We start from the raw sequence: 25,082 nt of genomic DNA, 5'->3' as shown, positions 1-25,082 counted from the left end.
GGTTCAAGCACCTTTCAAAGCGGTTGTGACCGTATCAAAAACAACTTTCAATTCCTCACCAACCGCGGTCACAGGGATGATGATGGCCACCGCAATCAACGATGCCAGCAAGCCGTATTCGATGGCGGTAGCGCCATGCTCATCGGCACAGAATGCTTGAAATGATTTGGAAAAATGATTCATGTTGGGAACTCCTGAGTTGAAAAGTGAAAGTTGACTTCAAGCGTTTGAGGTCACTGGTTGTGCACACTGACCGTGGCTTCAACCCGCAACCTCTTGGCTTTGCAGCGGTGTTGATTTCTCAAAACCGAAGGTCGAATTTAGAAAGTATTCATGTCGCCCACAGTGGGCTGCTGCACACATGAGAAATAAGTGCTTGGTGTGCGTTGGGCTGTGCTTGAACGCACCGATGCAACGCTGTTTTTTTTCTAAGGTCTTTACTTTTCAACAGGCCGTGCATGGCCCATTTCAGGAGCTTGCCGATGGTCCGATTTTCAGAAGATTCCAGTCAATCTCAACGCGGCGCCGCTGTCGTCGAGTTCGCCTTGATCCTGCCCTTGCTTTTGCTGTTGTTGATAGGGAGCATCGATCTGAGCATCGCCCTGTACGACAAAGCCGTCATCACCAATGCCAGCCGTGAAGGGGCCAGGGCGGGCATTGTGGTGCGCATGCCGCAAGTCAGTGAAGTCGAAATCCGCCAAGTGGTTCTGGCGCACACCCAGGATGCCTTGCTTCATTTCGGATCAACCAAACCGCTGCCCGCTGTGAGTGTTGAACATGGCAGCCTGGGCGTTGATCCGACGCTGAAAGTCTCGGTCAGTTACACCTTTCAGGGCATTGGACTGGGCAGCTTGTTCAGCAATCTGGGCCAGCCTTGGGTACTGAAGTCAAGCACCGTGATGGTCTACGAATGAAAGATACAGACATGAAAAAAAATATCGGACTTCGGTCAAACTCACAAAAGGGCGCAGTCACCTTGTTGGTGGCGCTGACATTGCCCGTGATGCTGGGGGCGGCTGCTTTGGCGGTGGACTTGGCCCACTTGCATGTGGTGCGCAATGAATTGCAAAACGATGCCGATGCCGCGGCGTTGGCCGGTGCACGCACACTTTATAAAAACAGCACATCCAGCCTTGTCTGGTCTTCGGCATCAGACGCGGCCCGCAACGCCATCACCTTGAACCGTGCGGCAGGCCACGCGCTGTCCGATGGGCAGGTTCAAGTCGGCTATTGGGACCTGACGCAGGCGACATCGGGCTTCCAGGCTTTGCCCATGACGCCGGGCATTCACGATGCGCCAGCCGTGCAGGTGAATGTGTCCAAAAGTGATGGCCAAAACCAAGGGCCTGCAAGCACATTCCTCGCTCGCATCTGGGGAGTCAATTCCAGACCTGTTCAGGCCACGGCAGTGGCGGGCGTGACCAGTCCTGGCAGTGTCAATCCAGCGGGCTTGTTTCCTGTTGGCATGTCGGAATGCATGTACCAAAAGTTCTGGAACACGGCCGCACAGCCTGCAGCGCCACGGATTGACTCGGCCACAGGCAAGCCCTATGTCTTCAAAATCGGTTCCTTGTACCAATATGCAAATTGCGAGTCAGGACAGTGGACCAAGCTGAACATCTCCTTGCAAAATGAAAGCAAAGGCGCTGATCTGATTCTAAAAATCATTCAGCATGATCCGTCGCTGTTCAATCCTCCGCCCCAGAACTTGTCCATAGGCGATGCGGTTTTCATGGAGTCAGGTGCCAAAACAAACATTTACGATGCAGTGAACAAGTGCCCCACTGCCACAGTGAATCCTTGCCATTTTGTCGTGATGCCGGTTCTGAGTCAGGTGCAGTCAGGCACATTTGCAACGATTCGTGGGTTTGCTTGTTTGGAGATTTTGGGCGCAGACGGCAGCAATCTGAAATACATCCTGGTCCAAATGAGCAGCCAATGCCAATCGCCATTTGCAGGCGGGGTGGGGCCCAACTATGGGGTGGTGACACCACCCAGTTTGTTTCGATGAATCCCATTTTTCAATGTCATGGCCAGAGATTTATTCCAATCGCGCGAGCGGTCATGCATCAGGGATGCATGGTGTGCATGATCTGCTCGGCGTGGTGGTGGACATCGAGCACATGGCCATCGGCTAAAGCCCCTAGCGTCTGGGTATCCGAGGGCATGGCTGCGCCCTCGCTGGCCCAGGCCATGTGAGTGGCCCCCTTCCCCCAATGCAGCGATGTGCCTTTTTGGGCCGCGAACAGGCGATCAGGGTGGTCATGGAACATCACACCCATCGAAAAAATGCCTGTCAACATGTTCAGTGCTCTGTGCAGCGCCTGTACTGGATTGCCCTGATGGACCGCATCGATCAGATGTGCCATGAGTTCTGCATCGCTTTGGCTTTTGACAAGGTAGCCGCGCTGCTTCAGCACTTCGCGCAGATCCTGTGGGTCATGCAGATGCCCGCGCATCACGACGGCTACACGGGCAGGACTGTTCAGGTCCGCTTTGGGGCCTTGGCTCAACTGGGGCAGTGTCAATTGAAGGGATCGGTTGCCGTGTTCGGTTTCATGACCGGTGTACCCCATGCCCGAAAAACCACGCAGGCCTGCTGGCCCTGTGTGTCCGGTTCGAGCCAGCGTGTCGATCCATCCAGCCACCCCTTGAGCCCGTCGGTGCCTGTGCAACCGGGCAGGGCTGATGGATTCACCTTGGTGGCCATGTACCACCAAGCCACAGGCATTGTGGTCCGTACGATGCATCTGATGCATGCCTTGCAGCAAGCAAGGAAAGATGTTGTGGGTTGCAACCATGCCCATGATGCCGCTCATGCCTGTTCTCCAGCTGGTGCTTCAACGCTCGCGCAGGGCTTGTGTCATGGACTGAAGTGGGCGCAATAAATACTCCAGAACTGTTTTTTGTCCGGTCTTGATTTCTACCGTCGCGGTCATGCCAGGCGTGGCATTCATTCGCATGCCATGCCGGCTCAATCGGGTGTCGGTGATGCGCACCAGGATGCGGTAGTAGCCTTCTTCCAGATCAATGGGGGCGCTGCCGGGTTTGCGCGGTTTGTTTTCATCGCGCAGCGTGTCGGGGCTGATGTGTTCGAGCACGGCGTTGAGTCCGCCGTATTTGTTGAAGTCATAAGCGCTCAGCTTGACCACAGCCGCTTGGTTGACCTTCAGAAATGCCACCTCAGAAGGTTTGACATAGGCTTCCACCAGCATGTCGTCTTTCACAGGCACGATCTCCAGAATACTCTGACCGCTCTGGATGACTGCGCCCAGGGTGGTTTGCTGCACATTTTTGACAATCCCGTCCATCGGAGACCGGATCACTGTTTTTTTGAAGGCGTCTTCGCGGGCCAGTGTGTTCTCGCGAGTTTGAGACAACTCTGATTCAACGCGTACCCATTCGTTGCTGGCATCGGTCAGGTAGCGGTTGCTTCGCTCGGCCATGTGCGATTGCATGTCTGCGTATTGCCGTTTCAGCCGCAGCAACTCCACCTCGGACATGACGCCTTGCTCCACCAAGGGCGTGGTCAATGCCAATTCTCTGGACAGTTGCTCAAGCGATTCGTGCATGGGGATCATTTGCTCATACAGCGCGCGTTTGCGTGCATGGTAGGCCTGGGTTTCGCGCTTCATGACTTCGGGGGCATTTTGTACATGGGGCGGAAACTGCAAGTGCGTGCCATAGGCTTCGGCTTGCAGGCGTGCTGCTTGCGCCGACAGGGCAATCCATTTTTCACGTGCTTCGCGAAAAACCGGACCAGAACGTGCATCGTCAATGCGCAGCAAGACCTGGTCTTTGACAACTGCATCGCCTTCATGCACCAGCAGCTCGGCCAATACCCCTGAATCCAGGCTCTGAACGACTTGCTCGCGGCTGGAGGGAATGACTTTCCCGGTGCCACGGGTGACCTCATCCAGGTTGAAAGTCGCTGCCCACAAAAGCGCCGCCACCAAGGCCATGGTCATGAGCCTGACCAGATTGCGGCTGGTGCGACGCTCATCGTCCTCAATGCTCATGCCTGCAGGGACGGCGAGTGACTTTGGGTTTTTTTTGAAGTTGAACATGCGTATTCCTGAGGTCGTCAAACAGCGGCAGATGCCAAAGGCGGGTTGGACAAGGGGGCGTTTGCATCCGGATTGGCCGGTGACTTGGACGATCTGCTGTGGCCTTCTTTTGGGGCCACGCCCGTTGAGAGTTTTGTGAGAACCTCTTCACGCGGACCTTCGAGCAAAATCCGGCCCTGATCCATCAAGGCGATGCGTTCCACCCACACCAGCAATTGCAAGCGGTGTGTCGACAAAACCAGGGTACGGCCTTTGAGCCAGACACCGAGTACCTCGATGACTTTGGCTTCTGTGGCTTGGTCCATCATCGATGTGGGTTCGTCCAGAAACACCAGTGCCGGGTCGCGCAACATCATCCGGGCGATGGCCAGCAATTGGCGTTGGCCGCCCGACAGACCGCCGCCCGCTTCGGTCAAGGGCATGTCCAGCCCGCGTGGGTGGCTTGCCACCACGTTGTACAGATCGAGTTTTTTCAGCACATCGATCACACGTGCATCGCTGATCCAACTGTCGGACAACACCAGGTTATCGCGCAGGCTGCCCAGAAACAGTTGCGCATCCTGCCCCACATAACCGAGGCGACTGCGCAATTCGGCCGGCTCGATTTGCTGCAGGTCCACACCGTCGATCGAAATCCTGCCGCCCAGCGGCGTGTACAAACCAGCCAACAAACGCAGCAAGGTGCTCTTGCCACTGCCAATGCGGCCCAGCAAAGCCAGGTGTTCGCCGGCTGCCAGTTGCAATGACAGCTTTCGGATCACCGGGATTTTGTGCTCTCCGGGGTAGGCAAATTCAAGTGATTCGGCGCTCAGGCCGCCGGCTATTTTTTCGGGCACCACATAGCGGCGTGAACCATCGCGATCGCGCGGACGCTTCATCAGAGCGTCCAGTGTGTCCAACGAACTGCGCGCTTGCTGAAATCGGGCGGCCAGCGCCATCACACTGCCCAGCGGCGAAATGGCACGTCCCGCCAGAATGACCGAGGCAATCAGGCCACCCAGTGTGAGGTTGTTGTCTCCGATCAGGTAAACGCCATACACCACCATGCCCACGGTCACCAGCTGCTGAAGGGAAGCCGTCAGTCCGAGCATCAGATTGGTCAATGAGCGGATTTTTTTGTACGAATCGGTGGTTGCCAGGTTGGCCGCTTCCCATCGCCTTTGCAGGTAGCTTTCGGCGTTGTGGGCTTTCAACATCTCCAGATTCAAAAGTGATTCGACCAGCACGCTTTGCTTGTCGCCACTTTCCTTCATGTTCTCGCGCATGGCCCGCATCAGTGGCCTTTGTGCCCACAAACCCACGATGACCAGAATGGGCACTGCTGCCGCAGGAATCCAGGCGATGGGGCCACCAATGATGCCGATCAGCACCAGGAACATCAAAATAAAAGGCATGTCCACCACCATCACCATGGAGGCCGATGACATGAAGTCGCGCAGCGATTCAAAGTCCCGCATCGAGCTGGCAAAGATGCCGATCGATTGCGGCCGATGTTCCAGCCGGATGGCCATGATCTCGCGCAGCAAGGTGGCGTTCAAGCTCAGATCGGCTTTTCGACCAGCCAGATCAACCAGCCTGGCCTTGAGCCAGCGTGTGCCAAATTCCAGCAATATCGCCACCGTGGTGCCGATGGCCAAGGTCCACAACGAGGTATAGGCTTGGGTGGGCACCACACGGTCGTACACGTTCATGGCAAAGAAAACGGCGGCCAGTGTCAGGATGTTCGCCACCACCGCCGCCATCATCGACTCCATGTAAAAGCCTTTGTACCGCCACACCGTGTTCCAGAACCAGGCGAGTGCTTCGCCCTTGAACGGGACCATTTGATTGGCCGATTTTTGTGTAGCGGGTTTGACCACCAGAATTTCGCCATAGCCCAGCCTCTGGAGTTCGTCCATGGACATGGAGATTTCTGTCATGCCCGTTTCGGCCATCAAGACTTTGGCTGTTTGCCCGGTCACTGACACCAGCACGGCAGCACGGCCATCGACCAAGGGCACGATGACAGGCAAGACATAACTGGGCAATTCGTGCAGATGGGTGCGTGACCAGACCGCGACCATGCCGTGCAGCCGAGCCAAGTCGGGGTAGGCGTTCATGGGAATGCGGCCTTCTTCATCGACCGCAAAACCGGCACGCAATGCAGACAAATGAACTTCCCGATCGATGCGTTTGGCGGTCAAGGCCAGGCAGAACAACAAAGGGTCTCGGTCCTCTGCTGTGGGTGCTGACTGGGCGTTGGGGGTTGGGTGGCGTGTGCTGTGGGCACCGGATTCATGAGGGGCGCGTTGGTCCATGGGGTTACTCACTCCAAGATGCAGGGTTTGGGGTTGCAGCCATCAGGCGCAAAGAGAGGGTGGTTGCTGGCTTGGCCACGTGTGTAGCGCTCGCTTGAACGTAGGCGTTGGCCAACTGGCCGAGGGTTGCCATGATCCGTTCCTGCGCAATCCGGGATTCGTGCATGGCCGTCGCGGCATTGCTTTGGTAGGTGTACAAGTCGCTCTGGATATTCAACAAGTCCAGCAAAGAACGTCGACCTACCCGAAACTGCTGACCATAGCCATAAGCCAGTTCTTTGGCGGTCTGCGTTTGTTGTTGCCCCATTGCTGCGCGGTGACTTGACGACAACCAGTCAGACCAGTGGGTGCTGAGTTGCTCGCTCAAGACCAAGCGTGTTTCTTTCAGTGTGGATTCCAAAGCCTGCAGATTGGCTTGGGCCACACCCACAGCGCCCCGTGCGCTACCGCCATCAAAAAGAGGCAAGTTCAGTTGAAGCTGAGTGACATATTGCCCATCGACCAGGCCTGGCGTGGTGACTTTGGTGTGCACCAGGTTGGCTGTCGGGGCGTTTTGCGCCTGTGCGTATCGCACACTGGCTTGTGCCGCGTCGCGTTGGGCCAGCAAGTTGCCAATCACGGGATGCTGGTCATTCAGGCTGTCCAGTGCCTGTGCCAAGGTGGCGTGGGGAATGGTGGGGGCAAAGTCCAGCCCCGTGGGTTGCTCGGGCGCGGGGGCCGTCAGCATGCGGCTGACCCGTTGTGCGGCGGCGGCCATCTCGGTCTCACTTTTCAACAAGATGATTTTGGCGTTTTCGTAACGCACCAGTGCCTGGTTCAGATCAATGCGCCGCCCGGGATCGACTTGCGTGATTTTTTGAAAATCACTCAGGATTTTTTCGTGTGTTGCCAAATTTTCTTCGGCGAGTGCCACCATGTTTTGATGGTGTGCCCATTGCAAATAGCCCTCGCTACTGAGCAGGGCGACATCGTCACGGGTGATGCTTTGTTGCTTTTGACTGGCTTTTTCTAAGGCCTCAGAGCGTTCTACATCCGACTGAATTCGCCCGCCTGACCACAGGTTCAGGCTCAAAGTGGGTGACTGCACCCACCGGTTGGACAAACTGCTGCTGCGGTAATCGTTGTAGGTGCCAGACCAAGTCAGTTGTGGCCAGTGCGGGCCTTTTGCCCTGACAACGTCTGCCTGTGCCGCTTCGGTTTTGTATTTGGCAGCACTGATGCTGGGGTATTCGGTCAGCGCGATCATGACGGCCTCTTGCAGGCTTTGCGCTGTGCACCCCATGGGCACCATGGCCGCAGCCAGGCACCATGTGTGTGTTCTTGAGAGATGCATAAACCTCCTGCGGTGTTCTGGTGGCGATTCAAATGGCTTGAGGGACACACATCCGTATGCCCGTGATGATCTTCATGAGACAGCGTAGGTCGATGTGGTCACTGGGGATATCCTGTGAAACCGATAGCGGGGCTACTTTCAATGCAGTAGCCCCAAAAAAAACGGGTAAGCCGCAAGGCTTACCCGTTTCAGAGCAGATGCATGGTGCAGCCTCTGTTCAAGTGCTGCAGATGGTTCTGCTTATGCTGGCTTAAACACCCAGGTAGTAGGCGTTGTCGATATCCACCACAGGGGCCAATGCTGTGGCCGTGACAATGGCGTCGCCCGAGTTTTGACCCAGCATGAAAGGCGCTTCAAAGATGAACTCGGCCATTTGTCCCGGATTCAGGGTGCCCAAATTCATGCTGGCTCCGGCGGCGCCACCATTCAGGTCATAGAGTGGGTCGGTCAGCAAGACGTCATTCAGCGTCACAGTGCCATCGTTCAAGGCGGTGTACTTGAACAGGGGGTCGATGCCTGCTGCAGCCGACAGTCTGGGGCCTGTCGGCAAGTTGGCATCCTCCCAAGTCAAGCCGCCGTCGACCGAGACGTACTTCGTCAGATCGATCTGTGCGTCATAGATCACCGTCACGCCTTCCACGTCCGTCACGGCCAGGGTTTGATCCGAGACGACCGTGGCGGTGTTTTCAACCCGGCCATCGCCACCACCATTGGTGTCCAGGTCCGATTGCTGCAAGGTGTAGCTGGAGGTCAAGACGGTGGTAGCGCCAGGGGCCATGGAGGCCAGCGTCTGGTCCAGACCGGTCTGCGCATCGGTGACCTGCACGTGGGTCAGGGTCACGGTGCCCTGGTTAGTGACCGTGAAGCTGTAGTTCAATTGATCACCGGCATGGTCGGCCAGGGTGTTGCCGTTGCCTCCTGTCACGTCGACAAATTCCTTGTCAAATGACAGGGCGATCTTGCGCAGGATCGGCACGGACTCGGTATCACTGAGCTGCGGTGTCTGAGCGCTGTCGGCCAAAACGATGTTGTCGATGTAACCATCACCCCCGCCGTTGTTGTCCAGATCAGTTTGCGTGAGCAAGTAAGAGGTCTGGTAAGTGAGTGTCTGGTTGGGGGCCAACGTCAAACCGGTCAGGTTCAGATGGGTCAGCGGTTCGTACACGGACACATCGGTCAGGGTCACGTTGCCGGGGTTGGCCAGCAGGATCAGGTAGTTGAGCTGATCGTCCACGGCATCTGCCAGGTTGTTGCCGTTGCCCCCGGTCACGTTGACAAAGGTCTTGTTCAGGTACAACAAAGGCCTGGCCAGCAAGGGTACGGTTTCGTCGTCGCTCACAGCATTGGTCTCGTTCGAGTCGGCCACCGTGATGTTTTCGATGACGCCATTGCCCCCGGCGTTGCTGTTCAGATCATCCTGCGTGACCTTGTAAGTCGTGGTGTAGTTGACGATCTGCCCGGGGGCCAGTGAGGGAATCAAGTCGTTCAGCCCGGTCAGTGGGTCGGTGACCGTCACATCGGTCAAGGTCACGCTGCCGGCGTTGTAGACCTTGATACCGTAGGTGATGACCTGGCCTGCGGCATCGACATAGAACTTGCCACCTGCGATGTCGGTGACGTTCTTTTCCACCCCCAGGCCCACCGAGCGCTGCAAAGGAGTGGCTTCGTTGTCGCTGATGGCTTCGGTCTGGTCCGAATCTGCGGTGGCGATGTTGTCGATGTAACCATCGCCCTTGCCGTTGTCGTCCAGATCGGATTGCGTCAAGGCGTAGGACGTGTTGTAGGACAGGCTTTGACCGGGGTTCAATGTCAAGCCGGTGTGGTAGAGCCCGGTGCTGGGATCGACGACGCTCACGTTTGTCAAGGTCAGCGCACCAAGGTTAGACACCGTGACCAGGTAATTCAGCTGATCATCGACTGCATCGGCCACGGTGTTGTCATTGCCATTGGTGATGCTGGTCAGTGTCTTGTTGATGTACAAAGCCTTGAGTCCGAAAATTTCGAGTTCTTCGGTGTCGCTGACCGGGCCGGTTTCCTGGCTGTCAGCGGTGGCTGTGTTTTCAATGAAACCATCGCCGCCGCCGTTGGTGTCCAGATCGTCTTGTGTGAGTGTGTAGCTGGTGTAGAAGGTTTTGCTTTGACCGGGCGCCAAAGTTTCACCCGAAATGTCCAACTGGGTAAAGGGGTCGCTTAACGTCACACCGTTGAGCGTCACGTTGCCGGGGTTGCTCACCACGACGGCGTAGTTGATGACGTCGTTCACCGTATCCAGCGTGCCGTTGCCGTTGCCGCCGGTGACGTTGACGATCACCTTGTCAATCGCAATGGCGGGTAATTGGGTCACTGGCACGAATGCATCATCGGTATCTGGGCCGGTCTGGTTGGAGTCGGCCGTGGCGATGTTGGTGATGTTGCTGCCCGCGTCCATTTCGGCTTGAGTGACCACATGGCTGGCGGTGTACTGCCAAGTCTCGCCCACATCCAGCTCACCATCAGAAGAAGCTGCATCGTTCACCAAGACCAAGTTGCTGATGAAGGGGTCGGTGACGGTGACGCCGGTCAGGGTCAGGTTGCCGGTGTTTTGAACGGCGATGTTGTAGCTGATGACCTCACCGGCATAGTCGGCGCTGCCACCGGGCACGCTGGCTTCCTTGACGATATTGAGGCCGGGGTCCGCAAGGACCGGGATGGCGGCGTCATCGGTGTCGGGGCCGGTTTGGTCCGAGTCGGCGGTGGCGAGGTTGATGATGTTGACACCGGCATCGATCTCGGTTTGGGTGACCACATGGCTGGCGGTATAGCTCCAAGTCTCACCCACATCCAACTCACCGTCGGCCGATGCCGCGTCGGCCACCAAGGTCAGGTTGCTGATGAAGGGGTCGTTCACGGTCACGCCCGTCAGGGTCTGGTTGCCGGTGTTTTGGACAGCGATGTTGTAGCTGATGACCTCTCCGGCATAGTCGGCGCTACCGCCAGGCACGCTGGCATCCTTGATGATGTTGAGTGCGGGGTTTTGCGCCACGGGCACAGAGGCATCGTCGGTGTCGGGGCCAGTTTGGTCCGAATCGGCAGTGGCAATGTTGGTGATGTTGCCGCCGGCATCGATCTCGGTTTGGGTGACCACATGGCTGGCGGTGTAGCTCCAGGTCTCACCCACATCCAGCTCGCCATCGGCCGATGCTGCATCGGCCACCAAGGTCAGGTTGCTGATGAAGGGGTCGTTCACAGTCACGCCCGTCAGGGTCTGGTTGCCGGTGTTTTGAACGGCGATGGTGTAGCTGATGACTTCGCCTGCGGTGTCAGCGGTGCCTCCGGGCACGCTGGCATCCTTGATGATGTTCAAGCCCGGCTTGAGCTGCATGTTGCCAAAGTCGACATTCTTCTCTGTGGGGTCCAGTGCCGTGATGACGATGGGCGCCGGGTTGGCGGTGGTTTGCGTCCAACCGGATTGCTGTACTTCACGAACGATGTAGGGGTCGTTGTCGGGGTCGGTGCGGTCCGAGTCAGGGACCACCGACAAGGCGTACTTGCCATCGGCACCGGTCATGGCGAACTGTTCGGTCGAATCCCAAACGCCGTCCTTGTCCTGGTCAATGTAGATTTTCCAGTTGGCCAGGCCGACTTCGTCATCGGCCGTGCCCAACTGGTTGTCGACGCCATCGGCATCGCGAACGCCGTTGCCGTCCAAGTCGCTGAATTTCGTGCCGGTGATTTCGCCCACGATGATGGCCGAGGGTGCCAGCTGAATGGATGTGGCGCCGCTGCCACCGATGTCCACTGTGGTTTGCAGGGAGCCGCCTGTCCATGCATTGGCACCATCGGTCATTCCATGCCCCTGGTCGGGCACATCGCCCGGTGCCGCGATCATCAGGCCGTACTGGATTTCGGCACCGCCCGAGGTGGTGTTGGGGCCGGTGTAGACAAAGGTGACAGTCACCTTGCCAGACAGGGAGCTGCCCGGATCGCCGTCGTAGGTCACGCCACTGACGGCTGTGATGTTGGCGTTCACCGTGTTGAACGATCCCTGCATGCCGCCACCGTTGGTGAAGGTACTGTCGGCTTGCGCATCACCGCCTGCAAAGCTGGTGGGGGCGCGGTCTGCGTTGGGCGATGTCATGTAGACAAAGCCCCCCGCATTGGTGTTGGCCTGGTAGTAGTTGTAGGTGACATTGAAAGAGTACGTTTGGCCATTGATCAGCGGGGTGTTGTTGCTGGCCTTGTAGAAGTAGACATGGGGCACCACCTCGCCTTCAAAGTAATCCGATTTGCCGTCGGACAGGATGTTGTTGTTCCACCCGGGCGTGCTGCCCTTGGCTGCGTCGCCATCGGCCCAGTGCTGGTAGACCTTGCTGATGCTGGTGCTCGGGTAGGTGATGGCGCTGGGCGTAGGCGCGGCTGTCAAGGACGACTCTGCTGTCGTTGATGAAAATCTTCCCGTGGCACTTTCAAAAGATTCAGAACTGGATGAAGTGGTGAATGCCGGGTTGGAATGGGCTTTCACGGTGTGCGTGTTTGCTGTTTCCAGCGAATTCAACGCAGTGACATGTCCGTAAAGCGATGCGTCTGATGCATCGGTATCGTCATGCTCAGCTTGCAATGAAAAAGTTTTTTTCCCGAAGGTGCTTGGCTTGGCCATCATGAACTCCTTGTTGTGTCGAGCCTGTTTCAGGTCGACAAATCTTGATCTGTTTCCCGATCAGGGAACCACAAGCTTCTGGCTTGCAGTACAAGGATGTTCGTCATTCACACGTTTTATGACCATTCAGCATTGGGCGTGTTTTGAATGGACCGTTGTTGTAGTTCGGTGGATATGCATCTGACGCGCTGACTGTCTATGTCAATTGAAAGATGCCTTTTCCAGCCTTGATTTTTGCAGTCTTGATATTCAGTCAGTCGGAATATTTTCATCAAGCAGTTTTGCGCTACATAAAAAACGTTTTTTGCTGCTTGTTTGATTCATCCATTACCGTTTTCTGATTATCTTTTTGGGGTAGACCAAGGTGTGATTTGGCATTTGATCGAAAGGTGTATTTCGGCATGCATACGCAATCAAATCTTTTGATCAGTGGTTATCCCGAATCAATTGAAACAACATGAAGTCCAGTGGTCGGTTGTTGGATTTTTTCACACCGATTTCCAAAAATGAATGACTGGATTGACCATGTTTTTGCCATCACCCTTGTTGAAACCACTTTTAACCCTTGAAGAGACAGAGGCCTTGCTGTTCGGGATATTTCCCGATATGGATGGCAATCCCTCTTCGGAGGGGACTGATTCGGTTGGGCCTGCCATGGATCTGGCGCTGCAAGGGCTCAGCGTGAACATGTCTGCCAAAGCAGTGTCATCTGCCTTGGTGTCTATTTGATTTCATAGCCTGATTACAGCGTTCAGACGCGAGAAAGGATTGGTATGTCTTATCCCATGCTTGAAAGTGCCCGTCACAACAGAATTCTGGCGGGTGTTCCATTGATTCACTACGCCCGATTGTCTGAACATCTGAAACCGGTTGATTTGGCGGCAGGGCAGGTGATTTGTGAATCGGGTGAAGCACTGGATTTTGTTTATTTCCCGACAAGCTGCACCACTTCACTGGTTTCGCACACGGCAGATGGCGACAGCTCGGAGTTGGCCATGACGGGGCGTGATGGCATGGTGGGTGTTTCTTTGGTGTTGGGCAGTGGCTCGATGAATCACCGTGTGGTGGTGCAATGCGCGGGTCAGGCATTCAGAATGCCGGCCGATGTGTTTCAGCTTGAATTGACACGTTGCCGCGAATTGCAACAGATGGCGCTTTGCTATGTGCAGGCGTTGATCACGCAAATGGCGCAAAGCATTGTGTGCATTGGTCACCATTCCGTCAGTGAGCGGCTTTGTTATTGGTTGCTGTTTAACCGGGACGCCTTGGGCATGGATCAATTGAAGGTGACCCATGAGACGATTGCCAACATGCTGGGCGTTCGCCGTGAGTCGATCACGCAGGCACTTGGCAAGTTGCAGTTGACCGGACTCGTGGCCAGTGGCCGAGGCAAGATCAATATCCTGGACCGTGATGGCTTGACCGATTGTGTGTGCGAGTGCTTTTCTCTGGTGAATTCAGAGACGCAGCGTTTGTATGCGCGTGTTGAAAATATGGCAGAGGCTGCTGAGGCATCGGATGGTGTGAATGCGGTGGTGTTTGGAAGTGACCATGCTCTTTTGCACAAATACCAAGATGCTTATGATTTTGCGCCGGTGGGTTTTGTGAGCCTGGATACACAGGGGCAGGTGGTCCAAACCAATTTGGCGGGTGCCATCATGTTGGACATACAGCGTTCGCAGCGCAGCCCTGGGCCATTTGTGCGCTTCATCAAAGCGTCGGACCAAGCTTCATTTGCTGATTTCCATCGCGAAGTCTTGAGCGGCAAGTGCCGCCGCTATTGCGAGGTCACATTGTCAGCAACAGACCATCGCTCTGAAATGGTGGTGCGCATTGATGCCACACTGGACGAAATGGGTGATGAATGCAGGCTGGTGATGATCGATGTGACGCAAGAGAAAAAGTTGGCGGCACAGGAATTGGAGCGTGAACGTCAGCAGCAGGAGATGTTGGTCAAACAGCCCTTCATGCTGTGGTTCAAAGACCAGGATGGGCGGCTGATTTCTGCCAACGCCACTTTGGTCGAGGACTGGCGTCACTTTGCAGCAGATGCCGCCCTTGAAAAGATCGATCTTCACAGCATGCCCGTGAGCTTCACGGGGGATTCACTGCAGTCTTCCCACTCTTCGGGCAGGGTGGGCTGATTGGGGGGCATGTCATCTCTGGCAAGGATTGCGGTGGTGGTGATACCGAAAATTTGTATCAGTGGCGTTACAAATGAGGCCTTGAGATCGCCGAAAATCGATTCTTGTTCTTTACCAAGAGTTGATCATGAATTTGAGCCTCCTCAAGCGCTGGCAGCGCTGGGCCTTGTTTTTTCTGCTCGGCATGGCGCTGTTGTGGGTGATCAGCTGGGCAGCGGTTCCTCGCTTGGTTCAGTGGCAAGTCGAAAAGCAAGGTGCCCGGATGCTGGGGCGTGTGGTCACGCTCGAGCAAGTGGCGTTCAGGCCCTGGTCGATGGCGCTGATTTTGCGGGGCTTGCGCATCGGCAAGGCCGGATCTGCAGACACGGCGGCTGATCCGCAATTGACCGTTGACGAAATCGAAGTCAACGCGGCGCTGCAGTCCTTGGTTCTGTTGGCTCCTGTCACCGATGCGGTGCTTGTGCACCACCCGCAGCTGCATTTGACGCATCTGGGTGAGGGCCGTTTTGACATCGACGATGTCATGAGCCGTTTCAGTGGGGGTGGCTCTCAAGGATCGGGCATCCCTCGCTTGTCCTTGTTCAATATCCAGATTGCTGGAGGGGCCGTTGAGTTCCGCGATGAACCCAAGTTGGTCACCCACACGCTGAGCGAGGTGCAGCTGGACATCCCGTTTTTGAGCAATATTGGCGGTAGACGCGATGTGGCGACCCGCCCGCGACTGGCCTTCAAGCTCAACGGTGCGGCCTTTGACACCGATGCAGAAACTGCACCCTTTGCCAAAGACCGGCACACCCAAGCCCGCTTTCAGATCAAGGCATTCGATGTGGCACCTTATCTGCCTTATTGGCCTGCAGCATGGCCTGCTCGTTTGGCAGACGGTCACTTGGCGCTGGACATTACCCTGAATTTTCGGCAACAAGCCGCCCCCGAAGTGTTGGTGTCCGGCCATGTGGCGCTGACCAGTCTGAAGCTCAACGAAAAAGCAGGCACTACGGCAGAGTTGCCTTTGGTGCAGTTGGGTGGTCTGGACATCAAGGTCGATGCCTGGCACCCCCTGGAGTCCATCTTCAAACTGGATTCTCTGAGTTTGGAAAAACCCGTCGTCTATCTGCGGCGTGACCGTGCTGGTGAGTTGAACTGGGCACGCTTGCAACGGTTCTTTGCACCGGGTGACCGTGCTGGACAGGGCTCTGCGCCTGCCAAGTCGGGTGCCAGCCTGACTTTGAATCGCCTTCGTATCTCCGGTGGCCAAGTGCACTGGCAGGATGCCGCGACTTCGCTGCCCGCTGACGTGAGCTTGAATGATCTTGATTTTCAAAGCGACAACCTGAGCTGGCCTGCGTCGCAAGTGGCGACCCTGCAGGGCAAAGCGGGTCTTCAGGGGGCGAGCCTGTCTTGGGATGGCACGACCGATCTGAAGAGCGCGCAAGTGCGCTTGCAGTGGCGTGATCTGTCTTTGAAAATCGCCGCACCTTATTGGGCGGAGCTGTTTCGACCTGAATTGTCCGGGCAGTCTGTTGCCGATCTGAATCTGGACTGGCGTGCGGCAGCGGGCACCGAGCCCGCCAGTCTGGTGGTCAAGGCCCCGCAGATCCGTGTGACCGGTGTGTCGTTGGGCTTGCCCGCCAAGCCCGAGGCGGCGTTGGCCGAGCTCACCATTGATCAGGCTGAAGTGGATGTTTTCAAGCACCAGGCACGCGTGGGGCGTGTGGCCTTGACGCGGCCCATGCTGCAGTTGTCCCGGCGTGAGCAGGGGCGCTGGATGTTCGAAGACTGGTCCAAGGGCGGCGATGGCCAGACTTCGGCGACACCGTCCGCCAGTGTGCCCAACCCCTGGCTCCTGGACTTGCGCCAGTTGCAAATCAATGGGGGCGCGATCCATCTGGACGATCTTTCTGTGGAAGGTGCCGCCAAGCTGGATGTGCTGGATGTGCTGGATGTGAACCTCAGCACAGGCCCATGGCAGCCGTTTGCCCTTCGGCCTCAGATGACGCCGGTCAAATTGGACTTGCGCACAGGGACTCAACGCCGTGAGGCCGGTAGCATGGGGTTTGAAGGGGCTTTCAGCTTGCCTTCCATCGCATCCTCTGCGCAAGCGACGCCCTTGCAGATCAAAGGACGCTTGCAACTGACGCGTTTGCCGGTGCACAAGTTGAGTGCCTATTTGGCTGATCGGCTCAATTTCGATTTGAAAAGAGCCGACCTCAGTTATGTTGGCGGTCTTGATCTGGCGCTGCCCGATGCCGGCATGGGTTTGGGCTTGCAGGGAAATTTGTCGGTTGAAAATCTTCGGGCCATCAACAAGCCCGACGGAGAGGATTTGCTGGACATCAAATCCTTGAATCTGCGGGGGCTGGATCTTGGCTTCCAATCCGGTGCGCTGGAGCACCTGAAAATTTCCGAAACAGCCTTCAACGATTTCTTTGCCCGTGTGGCCATTGATGCGAGTGGGCATCTCAACTTGCAGCATCTGTTGAAACCGCCCGCAGCCAAAGGGGCGACGCCGCCTGCGGCTGCAAGCGCTGCTGCTGTGACGCCCTTGGTGGAGTTGGGCCCCATTGCGGTGGTCAATGGCCGGGTCTTGTTTTCTGACCATTACATTCGGCCCAATTACTCGGCCGATGTGACTGAGCTGGTGGGCAGTTTGGGGGCTTTTTCAAACAAGAGCACTGATGCCAACCCTGCCCCATTGGCCGATCTGAACATGCGTGGGCGGGTTGCCGGTTCTGCCAGCCTGGAGGTCAATGGTCGCATCAACCCCTTGACGCGTCCTCTGGCGCTGGATGTGCGTGGCAAAGTCCGTGATCTGGAGTTGCCGCAGCTTTCGCCTTACAGCAACAAATACGCCGGGTATGGCATTGAGCGAGGCAAGCTTTCGGCCGAGGTGAATTACCGCATTGATGCAGATGGCCAGTTGCGCGCCAGCCACCAGATCATTTTGAACCAGCTGCGCTTTGGCGAACGCTCGGACAGCGTGGATGCCCCCAATTTGCCCGTGAAGTTGGCAGTGGCTTTGTTGGCAGATGGCAATGGGGTGATTGACATCCATTTGCCGGTCAGCGGGTCCGTCAATGACCCCGATTTCCGGGTCGGTGCCATCGTCTGGAAAATGGTTTTGAATCTGATTGGCAAAGCGATCATTGCGCCTTTCAGCCTGATTTCTGGCGCTTTTTCGGGCGATGACCAACTGCAGCAGATCGTTTTTCAGCCCGGTCGTGCTGATCTTGACGATTCAACCCGGCAGAAGCTGGATGCTGTGGCCAAACGCTTGCTTGACAAGCCATCCCTGCGTTTGACCATTGCGGGCGAGGCTGACCTGGCGACGGAGCAAGAGGCTTTACGCCGCTCAAAACTGCATGATCTGGTCGCCGCAGAAAAGCGCCGACGCCTGTCTCGGGACGGGCAGGATGCATTGGCGGTGATTGAGGTCAGCAGTGATGAATATCCGGCCTTGCTCAAATCGGCTTACCGACGCTCCACGGTGCCCAAACCGCGCAATCTGCTGGGTTTGGTCAAAGATCTGCCGCAAGCCGACATGGAAGCCTTGCTGCTTGCGGCCCTGTCTGTGGATGCGTCTGACATGCGGGAATTGGCGCAAGCCCGCGCCCAAAAAGTCCGTGAAGCATTGGCGGTCTTGAACGTGCCTGCAGGGCAGTTGTTTCTGGGGGCACCTGTGGTGGCTGACGCTGCGCGCAAATCTCCGTTTGTGCCCCAGGCGGCCCTGATCGTGTCAACCGAATGATGCTGTGATCGGTCGGCATGCCCCGAACTGGTTCGGGCAGCCCCCGGGTTCGTCCGTCTAAGATAAGCACCATGAAAACCCGAAAAATTGCCTCCTTCAACGTCAGCGCCATTGGTTTGGGCTGCATGAACCTCAGCCACGCGTATGGCGCGCCCGTTTCTGCCGAGCAGGGTGAGCGGGTGCTGCTGGCCGCGCTCGACCAGGGTGTGGACTTTTTCGACACGGCTGCGCTCTACGGCTTTGGGGCCAACGAAACCCTGGTGGGCAAAGTCCTGAAGCCGCACCGCCAGAAATTCACCCTGGCCAGCAAATGCGGCATGCAAGGGGTCACGCAAAACGACGGCACCAAGGTCCGCGTGATCGATGGCCGCCCCGAGACGATCAAAAAGACCTTTGAAGACGCGCTGCGCCGCCTGCAGACGGATGTGATCGACCTGTATTACCTGCACCGCTGGGACAAGAAAGTGCCCATCGAAGACAGTGTGGGTGCTCTGAGCGACTTGGTGCGTCAGGGCAAGATCCAGACGATTGGCTTGTCCGAGGTGTCGGCCAGCACGCTGCGCAAGGCCCATGCCGTGCACCCGATTGCAGCGGTGCAGACCGAGTATTCGCTGTGGACGCGCAACCCCGAGATCGCGGTGCTGCAGGCTTGCCGCGAGCTGGGCGTGGCGTTTGTGGCTTTCAGTCCGGTGGCGCGCGGTTTCCTTTGCGGTGCGCCTCTGGACGTGACCAGCTTCGACGCCAAAGACATCCGCCGTAGCATGCCGCGCTTTACGCCCGACAACTATGCGGCGAACCTGAAGCTCTTGCCCGCCTACAAGGCGCTGGCGCAAGAAGCCGGTTGCAGCCCGTCGCAGTTGGCGCTGGCCTGGCTGCTGCACAAGGGCGACAACATCATCCCGATCCCCGGCACCACTTCGGTGGCGCACCTGCTGGACGATCTGGGGGCGGTGGATGTGCAGCTCGACGCCGGTCTGATGGCCCGTCTGGAAGCGCTGATCAACCAGAACACGGTGCTGGGCAACCGCTACAACGCGCAGGCCAACAGCGAAGTGGACACCGAGGTGTTTGGCTGATGGATCAGTCATCCTCGGGCTTGACCCGAGGAGCCATGGTCCCATGACTGACTAAGCAATGGGCTGGTTTGGGTATGGGGGCTGTTTAAGGCTGAACTCAGACATTCCTAATTTGACTTTGTAAAACGCCGCAATTGACTATTGCGGAAGCGCTATATACAATCGCCATATACGCGCCTTCCCCCTTAAGAGGTCATCATGTCCATCGGCACTGTTTTCGTCAATAACCGTACCCAAGCCGTTCGTCTCCCTTTGGACGTGCGTCTACCCGAGGGTGTCCAAAAGGTAGAGATACGCGTCAAAGGTAACGAGCGCGTCATCACACCCCTAGGCCAAACCTGGGACAGCTTCTTTCTGGGTGGCCCCACAGTTAGCGACGACTTCCTGCCCGAGCGCGCCACCCAGCACCAGCCGGAGCGGGAGGCACTCTGATGCTGCGTTACCTGCTGGACACCAACATCGTCATCTACGTGTTGAAGCGGCGACCTGTCGAGGTGCTTTCCACTTTCAACGCCAACGCCAGCCGCATGGCAATTTCCTCCATTACCCTCGCCGAACTCTTGCACGGAGCAGAGAAAAGCAGCCGCGTGAGCGAGAATCTGGACACTATCGAGGACTTTTGCAGTCGCCTAGAAGTTCTGCCCTATGGCCCTAAAGCCGCGCAGCATTACGGAGCCATTCGCGCTGCCTTGGAAAAACTCGGCCAGCCTATCGGGGTGAACGACATGCACATTGCAGCGCATGCCCGCAGCGAAGGCCTGGTGCTGGTGACGAACAACATGGGGGAGTTCGCACGGGTGCCTGCGCTGGAAGCAGAGAACTGGGTCCACACAGCCCAGTAATTGACGAGTTGTCGTGCATCAGTCGCACAAAAGTGCATCGACTGCCACGCCAAGTTTGCCGCGATAGCTGCGGCTGGCCAGCCACTGACCTTTGACGTGATTGCCACGCCGACAGCTCTAGGCTGATCTGGGTCACTCGGCTTCTGCTATCGATACGACTGCCCCGACCAATACCGGACACCCAGCAAATGGTGACGCCTATGGCTGCTCTACCGCTGAGACCGGACACTCATTGTTCAATGCCGCAAAGCATGCATGCATGAATGACCGCTTTCATGTGGCTGAACTGGCGCAATCGACCCACCACTGTCGTTCGGTCGAAGTACGTGAGTGGCCGGATTGCAGCGATTGCTGCCGGTCGGGGGTGTCAGCTTTGCGGTGCCTCACTTGTCAAAGCGCCCAACACTAGCTCCGCCATATTTTGGGATTGCTGGCTATGGTTCGACTGCAAGCCCTTGACCGTACCGTGCCTGTCCTGCATATCCTCGTCCTGACTCGCCTTCAGTTTTCCATCCACCCGGGCAATCCGAATTTCGATTCCAACGATTCCACGCATCAGTTTGCGAATGTAGTCTGGCGGGGCATCTTCCACGCGCCAAGGCAGTGTTTGCCCGGACTCCTGGGAATCCGTCAGCCGATTGAGCATATTCAGCATCCAGGTCGGGTCCTCAATCACGCGTGCCGTCCCGTGCGCATGAGCGACCACGTAATTCCAGGTGGGTACGACCTTCCCATGTTCAGCTTTTCCGGGATACCAACCGGGTGTGATGTAAGACTGGGCGCCTTGAAACATCACGACAGAAGGCGTGTCAGGCGGCAGCACTCGCCAGACACTGTTGGCACGTGCAACGTGGCCCAGCAGCGTTCCATAGGGGCCACGCGTTCTGTCCAGAAAGAACGGCACGTGGTTTGCAATCAGTCCTTCCTTTGCATGGCAGACCCAAGCACCCAGTGGATGGGCTTCCATGAGGGCGAGGACTGCGTCGCGGTCATTGAGTTGGTGATGCTTTTTGATGTACACGAATTCTCCTTATCAAATTGCCAGCGCATGCCTGACCAACAGGAGTGCCAAAACCCACATGGTCAAGCCTATCAGGCCATCAAGCACTTGCCATGCTTTGGGCTTGGCAAACCATGGTGCCAACCAGCGCGCACCAAATCCCAACATGCCAAACCAGAGCAGGCTGGCAAAGCTCGCTCCCGCCACAAACCACGGCCGCAATGCAAAAGGTTGCTGTGCACCAATGCTGCCGACCAGCAGCACGGTATCCAGGTACACATGGGGATTGAGCAAGGTAAAGGCAGCGGCCTGGGCCATGACACCGGCAAGGCGTAAACCCGTGCCAGATTCCTCTGCACGAAGTTGGTTGGATTGCCGGGCACGGCGCAGTGCCTTCCAACCATAGACCGCAAGAAACACAGCGCCAGCCAAGGCCAGTGCGCGTGCGAATTCCTGGTGCTCGCCTAGGGCCTGCGCCATTCCCAGGACACCGGCTGCAATCAGCACGGCGTCCGCCAAGGCGCAGAACAGTACCACGCTGCCCACGTGCTCGCGGCGCAAACCCTGGCGCAGCACAAAGGCATTTTGTGCGCCAATGGCGACGATGAGCCCCAGGCTCAAGGCCAGGCCCTGCACAAAGGCCGGGGCGATGATGGAAAAGGTGTCCAGCAGGTTTGACATCCCCCGAGATTGCCAGCCTTCGCAGATGAAGACAAACTATCATTGCTTCAGTAGATTAAGGAAAACTAAATTCATGCTGGACTACGCATCGCTTTCAGCTCTGGCCGCCGTGGTGCGCGAGGGCAGTTTCGAGAGGGCTGCGCGCGCACTGCACGTGACGCCTTCGGCCGTCTCCCAACGCATTCGCTTGCTGGAAGAGCGCATTGGCTGTGCCTTGGTAGTGCGCGGACAGCCCTGCCATGCCACCGAGACAGGGAGGCGACTCTGCCAGCATGTGGACCGGGTGCGATTGCTGGAGCATGAGCTCAATGGCGAAGTGCCGACCCTGGAACAGGATGCAGACACCCGTGTGCCATTGCCCATCGCAGTTAATGCCGACAGCCTGGCCACGTGGTTTGCACCTGCGCTTACGGCCTTCGCAGCCACTGCGCCGGTTCTGATGGAGGTAGCGGTGGATGACCAAGACTACACGTCCGAATGGTTGCGCTCCGGCAAGGTGCTGGCAGCCGTGACCGGCACTGCGCGTGCGGCCACCGGTTGCAATAGCCGCCCCCTGGGCGCCATGCGCTATCTGGCGGCGGCCAGCCCTGCCTTTGTGCAGCGATTCTTTGCCAGGGGAGTTGGCGCAGGCAGCCTGGCCCTGGCGCCCAGCCTGGTATTCAATCCCAAGGATGAACTGCAGTCTCGCTGGGTGCGGCGCCTTTGTCGCCGCCATGTAGAGTTGCCACGCCACACATTACCCTCGCCGCAAGCCTTTGTCGCCGCATCGCTTGCCGGAATGGGCTGGGGTCTGCATCCAGAGGCCTTAATCAGCCAGCATCTCAAGAGCGGCACCCTGCAGGAATTGGTACCCAACACATCATTGGACGTGCCTTTGTACTGGCAGCAGGCCCGGGCTGCTTCATCCCTGTTGGATGGGTTGACACGCGAAGTGCTTTCGGCAGCCAATGCTGCGCTCTTGCGGCGCTAGATTTGAATGTCAGCTCAGGGAACACCAAATTGCAAGTTGCAATATCCGCTTCCAGCCAAAACCCGACACACAGGACGGACACGTCAACGACGCCTTCTGGCCGATAGTCCCGCTCTTGACGGTCCCCACATAGCTGCCATTGAAGGCGGCCTCCCCGGTCCCGGAATCAAGGCCGCCTCCGAAGACCACCTCAGATTTCCGTCTGTTCGGAGATTTCAAGAGCGTCGTCGACCTCGATACCCAGGTACCTCACGGTCGACTCCAGCTTGGAGTGGCCGAGCAGAAGTTGCACGGCTCGGAGGTTCTTGGTGCGTCGATAGATCAGCGTCGCCTTTGTCCTTCGCATCGAATGTGTCCCGTACTCGGCACGGTCAAGGCCCAGTTCATCAACCCAGTGACCAAGTATCCGGGCGTACTGCCGAGTTCCCAAGTGGGGCGAATCGTGGAGCCTGCTCGGGAAAAGGTAGTCATCGGATTTCAATGCCGCCTGCTTGATCCACGCCTGCAAGGCCTCCCTGGTGACTGCCGTGATCTCGAATTGCACAGGGCGCTTGGTCTTGTGCTGCATGACGATGGCTCTGGTGGCCACCTGGTCACCATGAGACACATCACGCACTTTGAGCGCAACCAGGTCACATCCGCGAAGCTTGCTGTCGATGCCGAGGTTGAAGAGTGCGAGCTCACGGACCCGACCTTCCATCTGAAGACGTACTCGCAGGGCCCAGATGTCCTTCACCTTGAAGGGAGCCTTTTGCCCGACGATCTTGTCCTTGTTCCACGGCTCATGATGAACAGTAATGCCTGAGGTTTCCATGATGGTCTCCCATCGAGTTGAGGGTCCCTGAGCATGCGCTTGTGAGGCACCAGCATATTGCGCTGCGTCAATTCAGGAAAGCGCACTCGAGCGGTACGGGTGACTGCAAACGAGTGGGGTGGCAAACCAGCGCTATCGGCCAAAAGCTGCCGTCAGCAGAACTTTGATCAACGGCCGCTCAGAGTCCAATCGCAATCCTCGGCTGCGATCAGCGTCCAGATCGTCGGCGTCCCAGGGGGCGATATTGCGGATGAAGTCGACGCGTGGCTCTTCCTCGAACCAGCAGCGTGCCTTCACAGCAGCCCATTGCCTGCGCGTGTGCAAGTATCTCCGTCCTCAATCGCCCTGCGGCTTACCGCCGAATTTCAAGACGAAGCTGCCGGCCACCACGGTCAGTGCCAACAGGCAACCGAGATAGGGCATCACGCTATGCAGAGGGGCTCCCATTTGATTCAGGCGCAATGCAGCCTGCACTCCAGACGTTGTCGGTATCAACCACCGCAGATACTGCAACGGGAGCGGCAACGCTTCTGGCGGCCAGGAAAATCCGGCAAGAAACACCATCGGCAATGTCGAAAAAAGCAGGACTTGAAGGACCCGTTCGCGATCTCTACACCACAGGCCCACAAGTGACCCCAGCGTCACGATGGCCGACACGTACAGGACCAGGAAAACCAGGGAGCCAGCCACGTTGTTAGCGCGAGGGTAACCGTAGAGCCAAAAGACCCATCCGAAATAGAACAGGCCAGACACCAATCCCGGCAACAGGAATGCCAGCCAGCGCCCGATCCAGGCCATTGGACTGGCATAAGCCGCGCCTCGTTCGACCCAGGTCGCCACCAGCATACCCACGCCCATCAGGAGGGTCTGGTGCATGATGAACAAGGCAACGGCAGGAACAATGAAGCTGCTATAGCCTTCTGTAGGGTTGAACAGCGCCATGGCCCGGAAATCCACGGGAGTGCGGCTCTCGCCGGCTTGGCGGGGACTCTGTCCTTTGGCCTCTCGCTGCCTGATCTCAACACCTGCCGAGGCTGCGCCCACGGCCTCAGAAAAGCCGTACTGAACTGCCTTGCTGATGAGGGGATAGGCCCCGTTCGAGACCACGGTCACCATAGCGGGCATTCCCCTGGCAACATGGGCTTTCAGGTCGTCGGGCAGGACCAGATAGCCATCAATCTCACCACGACTCATGGCGGCTTGCGCGGCTCGCTCATCCGCCCCCACTGCCTTGACCTCGATGCGAGGATTGGCAAGTGCCAGACGATGAATCGAGCGTGAAAGCGCCGAGTGATCCTGGTCGACAACCGCCACCGGGATCCGGGTCACGACCTCCGGGCCAAAGAACCAGGGGTAGAAGAAAGCATAGAACAGGGGCGCAGCCACAAAGATCATCAATGCGCCCTTGTCGCGCAAGACGTCCCTCAGCGTTGCGACGAACCCTGACCTCAGCGAAGTGGGATGGTGCGAGGTCATG

At 57.4% G+C, this 25,082-nt stretch carries 19 protein-coding genes; 9 read left to right on the top strand and 10 right to left on the bottom strand.

Going from position 1 to position 25,082, the window contains the following annotated elements:
- Positions 1-3: 3 nt before the first annotated feature.
- Positions 4-183, bottom strand: coding sequence for a Flp family type IVb pilin (locus ACZ5VE_RS09725; protein WP_464454982.1), 180 nt, complete (start codon positions 181-183; stop codon positions 4-6).
- 299 nt (positions 184-482) lie between these two features.
- On the opposite strand from ACZ5VE_RS09725, the gene ACZ5VE_RS09720 reads away from it, so the two are divergent.
- On the top strand, positions 483-914 hold the full coding sequence (locus ACZ5VE_RS09720) for a TadE/TadG family type IV pilus assembly protein (RefSeq protein ID WP_464454981.1): 432 nt from the start codon (positions 483-485) through the stop codon (positions 912-914).
- Positions 915-925: 11 nt separating this feature from the next.
- Positions 926-2,011, top strand: a complete 1,086-nt coding sequence (locus ACZ5VE_RS09715; RefSeq protein WP_464454980.1) for a TadG family pilus assembly protein — start codon at positions 926-928, stop codon at positions 2,009-2,011.
- A gap of 58 nt (positions 2,012-2,069) precedes the next feature.
- On the opposite strand, the gene ACZ5VE_RS09710 is transcribed toward ACZ5VE_RS09715, so the two are convergent.
- From ACZ5VE_RS09710 to ACZ5VE_RS09690, 5 genes are all read right to left on the bottom strand, one after another.
- Positions 2,070-2,819 (bottom strand): class II glutamine amidotransferase domain-containing protein, encoded by a 750-nt coding sequence (locus tag ACZ5VE_RS09710; RefSeq protein WP_464454979.1) that lies wholly within the window; start codon positions 2,817-2,819, stop codon positions 2,070-2,072.
- A 21-nt stretch (positions 2,820-2,840) separates the two neighbouring features.
- Positions 2,841-4,067: a hemolysin secretion protein D gene (locus ACZ5VE_RS09705; protein WP_464454978.1), complete on the bottom strand. Its 1,227-nt coding sequence runs from the start codon at positions 4,065-4,067 to the stop codon at positions 2,841-2,843.
- Positions 4,068-4,084: 17 nt separating this feature from the next.
- Entirely contained in the window at positions 4,085-6,364 is a 2,280-nt protein-coding gene (locus ACZ5VE_RS09700; RefSeq protein ID WP_464454977.1) for a type I secretion system permease/ATPase, read from the bottom strand.
- Positions 6,365-6,368: 4 nt separating this feature from the next.
- Entirely contained in the window at positions 6,369-7,697 is a 1,329-nt protein-coding gene (locus tag ACZ5VE_RS09695; protein WP_464454976.1) for a TolC family protein, read from the bottom strand.
- A 250-nt stretch (positions 7,698-7,947) separates the two neighbouring features.
- Positions 7,948-12,099, bottom strand: coding sequence for a beta strand repeat-containing protein (locus tag ACZ5VE_RS09690; RefSeq protein ID WP_464454975.1), 4,152 nt, complete (start codon positions 12,097-12,099; stop codon positions 7,948-7,950).
- A gap of 744 nt (positions 12,100-12,843) precedes the next feature.
- On the opposite strand from ACZ5VE_RS09690, the gene ACZ5VE_RS09685 reads away from it, so the two are divergent.
- The 6 genes from ACZ5VE_RS09685 to vapC all read left to right on the top strand — a co-directional run bounded on the left by ACZ5VE_RS09685 (position 12,844) and on the right by vapC (position 20,140).
- Entirely contained in the window at positions 12,844-13,062 is a 219-nt protein-coding gene (locus tag ACZ5VE_RS09685; RefSeq protein WP_464454974.1) for a hypothetical protein, read from the top strand.
- A 44-nt stretch (positions 13,063-13,106) separates the two neighbouring features.
- Positions 13,107-14,477 (top strand): helix-turn-helix domain-containing protein, encoded by a 1,371-nt coding sequence (locus ACZ5VE_RS09680; protein WP_464454973.1) that lies wholly within the window; start codon positions 13,107-13,109, stop codon positions 14,475-14,477.
- A gap of 127 nt (positions 14,478-14,604) precedes the next feature.
- Complete coding sequence (locus tag ACZ5VE_RS09675; RefSeq protein WP_464454972.1) at positions 14,605-18,222, top strand: DUF748 domain-containing protein; 3,618 nt, start codon at positions 14,605-14,607, stop codon at positions 18,220-18,222.
- A 71-nt stretch (positions 18,223-18,293) separates the two neighbouring features.
- Positions 18,294-19,298, top strand: a complete 1,005-nt coding sequence (locus tag ACZ5VE_RS09670; protein ID WP_464454971.1) for an aldo/keto reductase — start codon at positions 18,294-18,296, stop codon at positions 19,296-19,298.
- A 198-nt stretch (positions 19,299-19,496) separates the two neighbouring features.
- Positions 19,497-19,730 (top strand): type II toxin-antitoxin system VapB family antitoxin, encoded by a 234-nt coding sequence (vapB, locus tag ACZ5VE_RS09665; RefSeq protein WP_464454970.1) that lies wholly within the window; start codon positions 19,497-19,499, stop codon positions 19,728-19,730.
- Positions 19,730-20,140: a type II toxin-antitoxin system tRNA(fMet)-specific endonuclease VapC gene (gene vapC, locus ACZ5VE_RS09660; protein ID WP_464454969.1), complete on the top strand. Its 411-nt coding sequence runs from the start codon at positions 19,730-19,732 to the stop codon at positions 20,138-20,140. Before vapB ends, vapC begins: the two co-directional genes overlap by 1 nt.
- Before the next feature lie 367 nt (positions 20,141-20,507).
- Here the strand turns inward: vapC and ACZ5VE_RS09655 are convergent, their stop codons facing one another.
- Together ACZ5VE_RS09655 and ACZ5VE_RS09650 are read right to left on the bottom strand one after the other, a co-directional pair.
- Complete coding sequence (locus ACZ5VE_RS09655) at positions 20,508-21,161, bottom strand: FMN-binding negative transcriptional regulator (protein ID WP_464454968.1); 654 nt, start codon at positions 21,159-21,161, stop codon at positions 20,508-20,510.
- Between the two features lie 12 nt (positions 21,162-21,173).
- On the bottom strand, positions 21,174-21,821 hold the full coding sequence (locus ACZ5VE_RS09650) for a LysE/ArgO family amino acid transporter (RefSeq protein WP_464454967.1): 648 nt from the start codon (positions 21,819-21,821) through the stop codon (positions 21,174-21,176).
- Positions 21,822-21,894: 73 nt separating this feature from the next.
- On the opposite strand from ACZ5VE_RS09650, the gene ACZ5VE_RS09645 reads away from it, so the two are divergent.
- Positions 21,895-22,791 (top strand): LysR family transcriptional regulator ArgP, encoded by an 897-nt coding sequence (locus ACZ5VE_RS09645; protein ID WP_464454966.1) that lies wholly within the window; start codon positions 21,895-21,897, stop codon positions 22,789-22,791.
- A 190-nt stretch (positions 22,792-22,981) separates the two neighbouring features.
- On the opposite strand, the gene ACZ5VE_RS09640 is transcribed toward ACZ5VE_RS09645, so the two are convergent.
- Both ACZ5VE_RS09640 and ACZ5VE_RS09635 read right to left on the bottom strand, forming a co-directional pair.
- On the bottom strand, positions 22,982-23,605 hold the full coding sequence (locus ACZ5VE_RS09640; protein WP_464454965.1) for a tyrosine-type recombinase/integrase: 624 nt from the start codon (positions 23,603-23,605) through the stop codon (positions 22,982-22,984).
- A gap of 336 nt (positions 23,606-23,941) precedes the next feature.
- Entirely contained in the window at positions 23,942-25,081 is a 1,140-nt protein-coding gene (locus ACZ5VE_RS09635; protein WP_464454964.1) for an ABC transporter permease, read from the bottom strand.
- Position 25,082 lies beyond the last annotated feature (1 nt).

The sequence above is a fragment of the Limnohabitans sp. INBF003 genome, assembly GCF_055396645.1.
This window is presented reverse-complemented; position numbering and strand designations above follow the sequence as displayed.

Coding starts and splice junctions, on each gene's coding strand:
- ACZ5VE_RS09725 (WP_464454982.1), bottom strand. CDS start 183: ATGAATCATTTTTCCAAATCATTTCAAGCATTCTGTGCCGATGAGCAT.
- ACZ5VE_RS09720 (WP_464454981.1), top strand. CDS start 483: ATGGTCCGATTTTCAGAAGATTCCAGTCAATCTCAACGCGGCGCCGCT.
- ACZ5VE_RS09715 (WP_464454980.1), top strand. CDS start 926: ATGAAAAAAAATATCGGACTTCGGTCAAACTCACAAAAGGGCGCAGTC.
- ACZ5VE_RS09710 (WP_464454979.1), bottom strand. CDS start 2,819: ATGAGCGGCATCATGGGCATGGTTGCAACCCACAACATCTTTCCTTGC.
- ACZ5VE_RS09705 (WP_464454978.1), bottom strand. CDS start 4,067: ATGTTCAACTTCAAAAAAAACCCAAAGTCACTCGCCGTCCCTGCAGGC.
- ACZ5VE_RS09700 (WP_464454977.1), bottom strand. CDS start 6,364: ATGGACCAACGCGCCCCTCATGAATCCGGTGCCCACAGCACACGCCAC.
- ACZ5VE_RS09695 (WP_464454976.1), bottom strand. CDS start 7,697: ATGCATCTCTCAAGAACACACACATGGTGCCTGGCTGCGGCCATGGTG.
- ACZ5VE_RS09685 (WP_464454974.1), top strand. CDS start 12,844: ATGACTGGATTGACCATGTTTTTGCCATCACCCTTGTTGAAACCACTT.
- ACZ5VE_RS09680 (WP_464454973.1), top strand. CDS start 13,107: ATGTCTTATCCCATGCTTGAAAGTGCCCGTCACAACAGAATTCTGGCG.
- ACZ5VE_RS09675 (WP_464454972.1), top strand. CDS start 14,605: ATGAATTTGAGCCTCCTCAAGCGCTGGCAGCGCTGGGCCTTGTTTTTT.
- ACZ5VE_RS09670 (WP_464454971.1), top strand. CDS start 18,294: ATGAAAACCCGAAAAATTGCCTCCTTCAACGTCAGCGCCATTGGTTTG.
- vapB (WP_464454970.1), top strand. CDS start 19,497: ATGTCCATCGGCACTGTTTTCGTCAATAACCGTACCCAAGCCGTTCGT.
- vapC (WP_464454969.1), top strand. CDS start 19,730: ATGCTGCGTTACCTGCTGGACACCAACATCGTCATCTACGTGTTGAAG.
- ACZ5VE_RS09650 (WP_464454967.1), bottom strand. CDS start 21,821: ATGTCAAACCTGCTGGACACCTTTTCCATCATCGCCCCGGCCTTTGTG.
- ACZ5VE_RS09645 (WP_464454966.1), top strand. CDS start 21,895: ATGCTGGACTACGCATCGCTTTCAGCTCTGGCCGCCGTGGTGCGCGAG.
- ACZ5VE_RS09640 (WP_464454965.1), bottom strand. CDS start 23,605: ATGGAAACCTCAGGCATTACTGTTCATCATGAGCCGTGGAACAAGGAC.
- ACZ5VE_RS09635 (WP_464454964.1), bottom strand. CDS start 25,081: ATGACCTCGCACCATCCCACTTCGCTGAGGTCAGGGTTCGTCGCAACG.